Below are 6,420 nucleotides of genomic sequence, written 5' to 3' on the forward strand. Positions count from 1 at the left end.
CTGACGCAAGTCAGAAAGAAAACTATGGAAATATCATTATTAACGGACATTGGCCAAAAACGGTCAAATAACCAAGATTTTGTTAATAAATTTGTCAACCAAGCTGGTGTTACCCTTGTCGTTGTTGCAGACGGGATGGGTGGACACCGTGCTGGAAATATTGCCAGTGAGATGTCAGTGACTGATCTTGGTCGCGACTGGATTAACACTGATTTTAGTGAGTTGAGTCAGATTCGTGATTGGATGATTGCTGCCATTGATGCAGAAAATCGTAAAATTTATGAACTTGGCCAAAACGAAGAATATAAGGGAATGGGAACAACTATCGAGGTTCTTGCCTTTGTTGATAATGCTGTGATTTTCGCCCACGTTGGGGATTCACGTATTGCCCTTATCCGTAATGGTGAGTATAAGCAATTGACGAATGACCATTCTTTGGTCAATGCTCTTATCAAGGCTGGTCAGTTGACCGAAGAAGAAGCAGCAGTTCACCCACAACGTAATATCATTACGCAATCTATTGGGCAAGCTGCTCCGATTGAGGCTGACCTTGGTGTTCAACAATTGGAACCAGGGGACTATATTTTGGCCAATTCAGATGGTTTGACCAATATGATTTCAGTTGAACAGATTGTACATATTGTCAATAGCCCTGGTTTCGTCGAAGAAAAAACGAGTCGTTTGGTAGCTGCAGCCAATGAGGCAGGTGGTCTTGATAATATTACCGTTGCTCTCATTAAGATAGAAAGTGAGGAAGGATAATGATCCAAGTTGGCAAATTGTTTGCTGGACGTTATCGAATCCTTAAATCTATCGGACGTGGTGGTATGGCGGATGTTTATCTGGCTAATGACCTGATTCTGGATAATGAAGAAGTGGCCATTAAGGTGCTTCGTACCAATTACCAAACGGATCAGGTGGCTGTGGCGCGTTTCCAGCGTGAAGCGCGTGCCATGGCAGAACTCAGTCATCCTAATATCGTTGCTATCCGAGATATTGGCGAAGAAGACGGCCAGCAGTTCTTGGTGATGGAGTATGTGGACGGTTCGGACTTGAAGAAATACATTCAAGACCATGCGCCACTTTCTAACCAAGATGTTGTGCGTATCATGGGGGAGGTACTTTCCGCCATGACACTTGCCCATCAAAAGGGCATTATCCACCGTGACCTTAAGCCACAAAACGTTCTTTTAACTAAGGACGGTACGGCCAAGGTTACAGACTTCGGAATTGCGGTTGCCTTTGCAGAGACTAGCCTAACTCAAACCAACTCTATGTTGGGTTCTGTCCACTACCTCTCACCAGAGCAGGCTCGTGGATCTAAAGCGACTATCCAGAGCGACATCTATGCTATGGGTATTATGCTTTTTGAAATGTTGACAGGTCATATTCCTTATGATGGTGATAGTGCAGTAACCATTGCACTCCAACATTTCCAAAAGCCACTCCCATCGATTTTGGCAGAGAACCGTAACGTTCCTCAAGCCTTGGAAAACGTGGTAATTCGAGCAACAGCCAAAAAACTAGAAAATCGTTATAATAGTACTTTGGAAATGAGCCGTGACTTGGTAACGAGTTTGCATCCTAGTCATCGACGCGATGCCAAGGTAGTCTTTGATGATATGACGGATACTAAGACCTTGCCAAAGGTTGATCCAGTTCCATCAGCAAGCCTTGAGAAAAAGGCTGTTGCTGCTGAGCCATCAGAGCCTACACCTGCTCCAAGTAAACAACCAAGGAAAAAAACGACACCAGCTAAGAAGAAAAAGAAGAAGAATTTCTTCTCAACCTTGCTCAAGGTTTTCCTAGGACTTGTCTTTATTGGTATCATCATCTTTGCCTATTTGGTATTTACCAATCCTGATAATGTCCAGGTGCCTAATGTGGTCGGTCAAGAGTTGTCCACAGCTCAGACTAAAATTGAGGGTGCTGGATTTAAGGTAGGAGAAGTCAAAGAAGTGGAAGATGATTCTGTCGATACGGGCAAGGTCATCAAGACTGATCCTACAGCTGGAACTACACGAAAAGAAGGATCAAGCATTGATGTCTATGTTTCTTCTGGTAGTAAAGGTTTCGCTTTGAAAGACTACAAAGGTAAAAACTATAAGGATGCCATTGAGGACTTAACTTCGAATTATGGCGTTTCTGAGGACCAAATTGATATTCAGCATGTCGAAGACGACAGTGCTGAAGAGGGAGAAATCCTATCTCAAAGTCCAGGGAAAAACAAGTCTTTCAATCCTAAGGATAGTAAGGCCAAGATTAAGTTCCGTGTGGCAACTCCTAAGACAGTTACCATGCCTGATGTGACTGGTTTGACGGTTTCAACAGCGGTTCAAACCTTGAATCGTAAGAGTATCTCAAGTAGTAGTATCGAGTATCATGACTATAATACTGGTGCCAAGTTAGACAAGGATAAGGTTCCTAGCAGTACAGAGGTCCTTTATCAAGATCCACAAGCTGGTACAAGTGTTGATGGTACAGTGATTCTCTATGTTTCGGTTGCAACAGCAAGTTCAAGCCTACAGTCAAGCTCAAGCAGTACGACACATTCGTCATCGACGAGCTCAAGTACTGACAGTACAACTTCAAGCACTGAAACCTCGACAGAGGCTACTCACACAGAGCTACAGTAGTTTTAAATAACTAAGGTAACAAAAAAAGAGAGGTTATTTCATCTCTCTTTTTTGTTATCTAGACTTCTTGTCGATAGCTTAAAAAGCCTGCTTGCCAGGGGTCAGAGATTCTTTTATAATGAAGACATCACATATAGGAGAGACGCTATGAGAAACCGTAGAAAACTGAGAAGGTATATCATTACCTACGATATCGTCATGACGGTCCTGGCCCTGATTTCCATTGGCTTGGTTATCTTTGATTTGGTTGGATTAATTTCAATTGGAAGGCGACCTTTCAGAGTGATAGATCAGTCTATAACGCTCATCTTTGCCATTGATTATGCGATTCGTTTCTCCTTGGCACCTCGTAAGCGAATTTTTGTGAAAACACATATCTTGGACTTGTTAGCTATTATTCCCTACAATGAAGTCTTTACCTTCCTCCGTTTTTCAAGGGTGGGACGCTTTGCTCGTTTGGCCAAACTCTCTCGCTTAATTGGTTTGAGTAGTAAGCTCAAGCACATTTCCAATCGCATTAATCGCAGAAATGGCTTTTATTTTCTGCTTTCGGTTAATAGCATTATCATCCTTATCAGTAGTGCTATTATTGCTAGAGTAGAGCACCATAATTTTATAGATGCTATTTGGTGGTCTGTAGCAACGGTTACCACAGTAGGTTATGGAGATATCGTTCCTCGAACATTGGTAGGTAAGGCCGTTGCGGTCGTTCTTATGTTTAGTGGGATTGCCACTCTGGGGTTGTTAACAAGCTCTCTCAATAATATTTTTGTGCGGTCAGGTCGTCAGACTGAAAGAAAATTGGCTGAGATTGAGAAGGAGTTGGCAGAGCAGCGTGTCATACTGGAGGAAATCAGAAGTACGGTGCAACTCATAAATAGTAAAATGGACGAAACTGACGATTAGGATTTTTGAATGAAAGACAGTGTTTCCTGTAATGGAGACACTTTTTTGCTTTCTGCTGCTCCTTTTCTATCTTGACTAGTCGGTGCTCAAACTGGGTCTTTTTGTCAATTGCCTTAAAATTTGATAGAATGAAGCCTGTATACTTTTATTTGAGAGGTCCTTATGACCAAATTTAATTTTTTCTTAGTGGTGGAAGCCTTGCTTTTGACTCTGGGCCTGATCACCATCTTTAATAATGATATTACCAGTTTTATTTTCATTCTGGTTTTGACCTTGTTGGCCGTTCGCTTTTTTAACAAGGAATCCAAGAGTGACTTTGTCTTGACCATCTGTTTGATATCACTTTTTCTGGTTTCCATGTGGAATATCTATGTGGTGCTTGCTATCCTAGTGGGTGTGGCCTATGTTATGATAAACCATTTTTCACAGGTTAAGAAAAAGAATCGCTATGCTCTCATTCAATTTAAGGAAGACGATTTGGATCCTCGGGCTGTCCGAAATCAGTGGATTGGGACTCGTATGGAACCTGTCAGTGATCGTTATGACTTTGATGATATCAATATCATCCGTTTCTTTGGGACAGATGTGATTGATTTGACTCAGGTTATTGTTTCGGGGCGAGATAATGTCGTGATTTTGCAGAAACTCTATGGACCGACGACTATCTTGGTACCAATTGATGTTTCCGTCAAACTCAACATATCGGCAATTTATAGCTCTGTCACCTTCTTTAATGAAGATGAATACGACCTCCGTTATGAAAGCTTGACCTTGCAGGGGGCAGAGTATGAGCATGCCCATCGGACGGTTAAATTGATTCTCAATGTGGGAGCTGGACCAGTGGAGGTACGTCGCAAATGAAGAAACAGTACCTATTTTTAATCCTGATTTATTCGGTTGTTGTTTTGGTTGGTGTTACCCTTGTAGTGATGGATAGCTTTAACCTCAACTTTTCACTGGTTTTCGGCAATCTGTCTCAGGCCTTCCACTTCCTTTTTAACATGGTTTTTGTGGTTCTGAGTTTGCTTATTTTGCTTTATATTCTCTGGGCCATTGCCAATGATAACAGTATGCGTTCAGTCAATCAGGATTTGCGACGTATTATCAATAATCAACCAGTCAAACGTCAGGGAGATATTGAGTTAGACAAGAATATGATGCGCTTATCTCATAAGATGCGTAAATTGACTAAGGACTTGCAGAAAACTGAGAATGCCCAAGCTCTACAAAGCCGTGATATTATCAAGAAGGAGCGCGGACGTATTGCTCGTGACCTTCACGATACCGTTAGTCAGGAGCTTTTTGCGGCTAGTATGATCCTATCTGGAGTCTCTCAGATGGCGGACCAACTAAGTAAAGAAGATTTGCATAATCAGATCCAGGCGGTTGAGGCTATGCTTACAGACGCTCAAAATGATATGCGTGTCTTGCTTTTGCATCTTCGTCCGACAGAGCTTGAGAACAAGACCTTGCAAGAAGGCTTGCAGATGATTCTTAAGGAATTAACCGATAAATCCAATATCCATGTCGTCTACAAGGATATGGTTAAGAAAGTGCCCAAGCGTATTGAAAATAATCTCTTTAGGATTGCCCAAGAGTTTATCTCTAATACCCTTAAGCATGCCAAGGCTAGCCAGATAGAGGTTTATCTCTATCAAAATAGTCAGGAAATTCAATTGAAAATGTTGGATAATGGTGTTGGTTATGACTTAAATGCGTCGACTGACGAGATGAGTTATGGCTTGAAAAATATCCAAGAGCGTGTCGATGAAATGGCAGGAACTGTGCAGTTCCTATCAGCTAAAGGTAAGGGGACGTCTATTGATGTCCGTGTGCCGATATTAAGAGGAGAAGACAATGTCGAATAAGATTAATGTGATTTTGGTCGATGACCATGAGATGGTCCGTTTGGGACTTAAGAGTTTCTTGAATCTCCAAGGAGATGTAGAAGTCGTTGGAGAGGCAGGGAATGGTCGAGAGGGTGTTGATCTTGCCTTGGAACTGCGACCAGATGTCGTCGTTATGGACCTTGTTATGCCTGAATTAGATGGTGTTCAAGCGACTTTGGAATTGCTCAAAGAATGGCCTGAAGCCAAGATTTTGGTTTTGACTAGCTATTTGGACAATGAAAAAATTTATCCAGTCATTGAAGCTGGAGCCAAAGGCTATATGCTTAAAACCAGCAGTGCGGCAGAGATTCTCAATAGTATCCGTAAGGTTTACCGTGGTGAAGAAGCTATCGAAACTGAGGTGGACAATAAGATTAAATACCATGATAGCCATCCGGACCTACACGATGACTTGACGGCACGTGAACGTGATATCTTGGCCCTTTTGGCTAAGGGGTATGACAATCAAACCATTGCTAATGAGCTATTTATTTCGTTGAAAACCGTTAAAACTCACGTGTCTAATATCCTTGGAAAACTCAATGTTGATGACCGTACTCAGGCTGTTGTTTATGCCTTTAGACATCATTTGGTTTCGCAGGATGATGAATAAAGCTATCAACTAAGCTTGTTATCTAGGGGCTAGAGAGGGTTATCATAACTCTTAACCCTAAGTCGGATTTTATGAGTCAAATTCTTTGACTTTATTTCTAGCAAAACATATAATTAAACCATCCTAAAACTTTTCTTTTTTCATATGAGGTTGAAGCGACCTCATATCATCTATCTAAGTTCGCTTAGATGATGAAATCTCCTAACTCCTAGCAATCGGTATTTCCGGTTGCTTTTTTTGAAAAAAAGTTTAAAAAAGTGTTGACAGCCTACTAGTTTTTCTGTAGAATAATAAGAGTCTTTTGGGGTATAGCCAAGCGGTAAGGCAAGGGACTTTGACTCCCTCATGCGTTGGTTCGAATCCAGCTACCCCAGTT

The 6,420-nt window shown here is 41.7% G+C and carries 6 protein-coding genes and 1 tRNA gene; all 7 read left to right on the forward strand.

The annotated features are described in order from the left end of the window. Positions 1–24 precede the first annotated feature (24 nt). Entirely contained in the window at positions 25–762 is a 738-nt protein-coding gene (locus tag H7T93_RS06075) for a Stp1/IreP family PP2C-type Ser/Thr phosphatase (RefSeq protein ID WP_037620217.1), read from the forward strand. Next, a complete protein-coding gene (gene pknB, locus H7T93_RS06080) occupies positions 762–2,636 on the forward strand; it encodes a Stk1 family PASTA domain-containing Ser/Thr kinase (RefSeq protein WP_014634811.1) in 1,875 nt (624 codons plus the stop codon). The genes H7T93_RS06075 and pknB overlap by 1 nt, the downstream gene beginning before the upstream one ends. 147 nt (positions 2,637–2,783) lie before the next feature. Further along, positions 2,784–3,542: a potassium channel family protein gene (locus H7T93_RS06085; protein ID WP_014634810.1), complete on the forward strand. Its 759-nt coding sequence runs from the start codon at positions 2,784–2,786 to the stop codon at positions 3,540–3,542. Positions 3,543–3,704: 162 nt separating this feature from the next. Then, positions 3,705–4,403 carry a cell wall-active antibiotics response protein LiaF gene (gene liaF / locus H7T93_RS06090; RefSeq protein ID WP_014634809.1) on the forward strand — a complete coding sequence of 233 codons (699 nt, stop codon included), beginning with the start codon at positions 3,705–3,707 and terminating at the stop codon, positions 4,401–4,403. Beyond that, the gene (locus H7T93_RS06095; RefSeq protein ID WP_013990239.1) at positions 4,400–5,410 is read left to right on the forward strand and encodes a sensor histidine kinase; all 1,011 of its coding nucleotides are present in this window, start codon (positions 4,400–4,402) and stop codon (positions 5,408–5,410) included. Before liaF ends, H7T93_RS06095 begins: the two co-directional genes overlap by 4 nt. After that, positions 5,400–6,044 carry a response regulator transcription factor gene (locus H7T93_RS06100; RefSeq protein ID WP_002884791.1) on the forward strand — a complete coding sequence of 215 codons (645 nt, stop codon included), beginning with the start codon at positions 5,400–5,402 and terminating at the stop codon, positions 6,042–6,044. The genes H7T93_RS06095 and H7T93_RS06100 overlap by 11 nt, the downstream gene beginning before the upstream one ends. A 302-nt stretch (positions 6,045–6,346) precedes the next feature. Next, positions 6,347–6,418: transfer RNA gene (locus H7T93_RS06105), tRNA-Gln, on the forward strand. Positions 6,419–6,420: the final 2 nt, after the last annotated feature.

The organism is Streptococcus sp. 9.1 (assembly GCF_016648815.1).
Lineage (GTDB): Bacteria > Bacillota > Bacilli > Lactobacillales > Streptococcaceae > Streptococcus > Streptococcus salivarius_E.

Excerpts from the sequence above, each read along its gene's own strand:
- H7T93_RS06100 (WP_002884791.1), top strand. The coding sequence starts at position 5,400 with ATGTCGAATAAGATTAATGTGATTTTGGTCGATGACCATGAGATGGTC.
- H7T93_RS06095 (WP_013990239.1), top strand. The coding sequence starts at position 4,400 with ATGAAGAAACAGTACCTATTTTTAATCCTGATTTATTCGGTTGTTGTT.
- H7T93_RS06075 (WP_037620217.1), top strand. The coding sequence starts at position 25 with ATGGAAATATCATTATTAACGGACATTGGCCAAAAACGGTCAAATAAC.
- pknB (WP_014634811.1), top strand. The coding sequence starts at position 762 with ATGATCCAAGTTGGCAAATTGTTTGCTGGACGTTATCGAATCCTTAAA.
- liaF (WP_014634809.1), top strand. The coding sequence starts at position 3,705 with ATGACCAAATTTAATTTTTTCTTAGTGGTGGAAGCCTTGCTTTTGACT.
- H7T93_RS06085 (WP_014634810.1), top strand. The coding sequence starts at position 2,784 with ATGAGAAACCGTAGAAAACTGAGAAGGTATATCATTACCTACGATATC.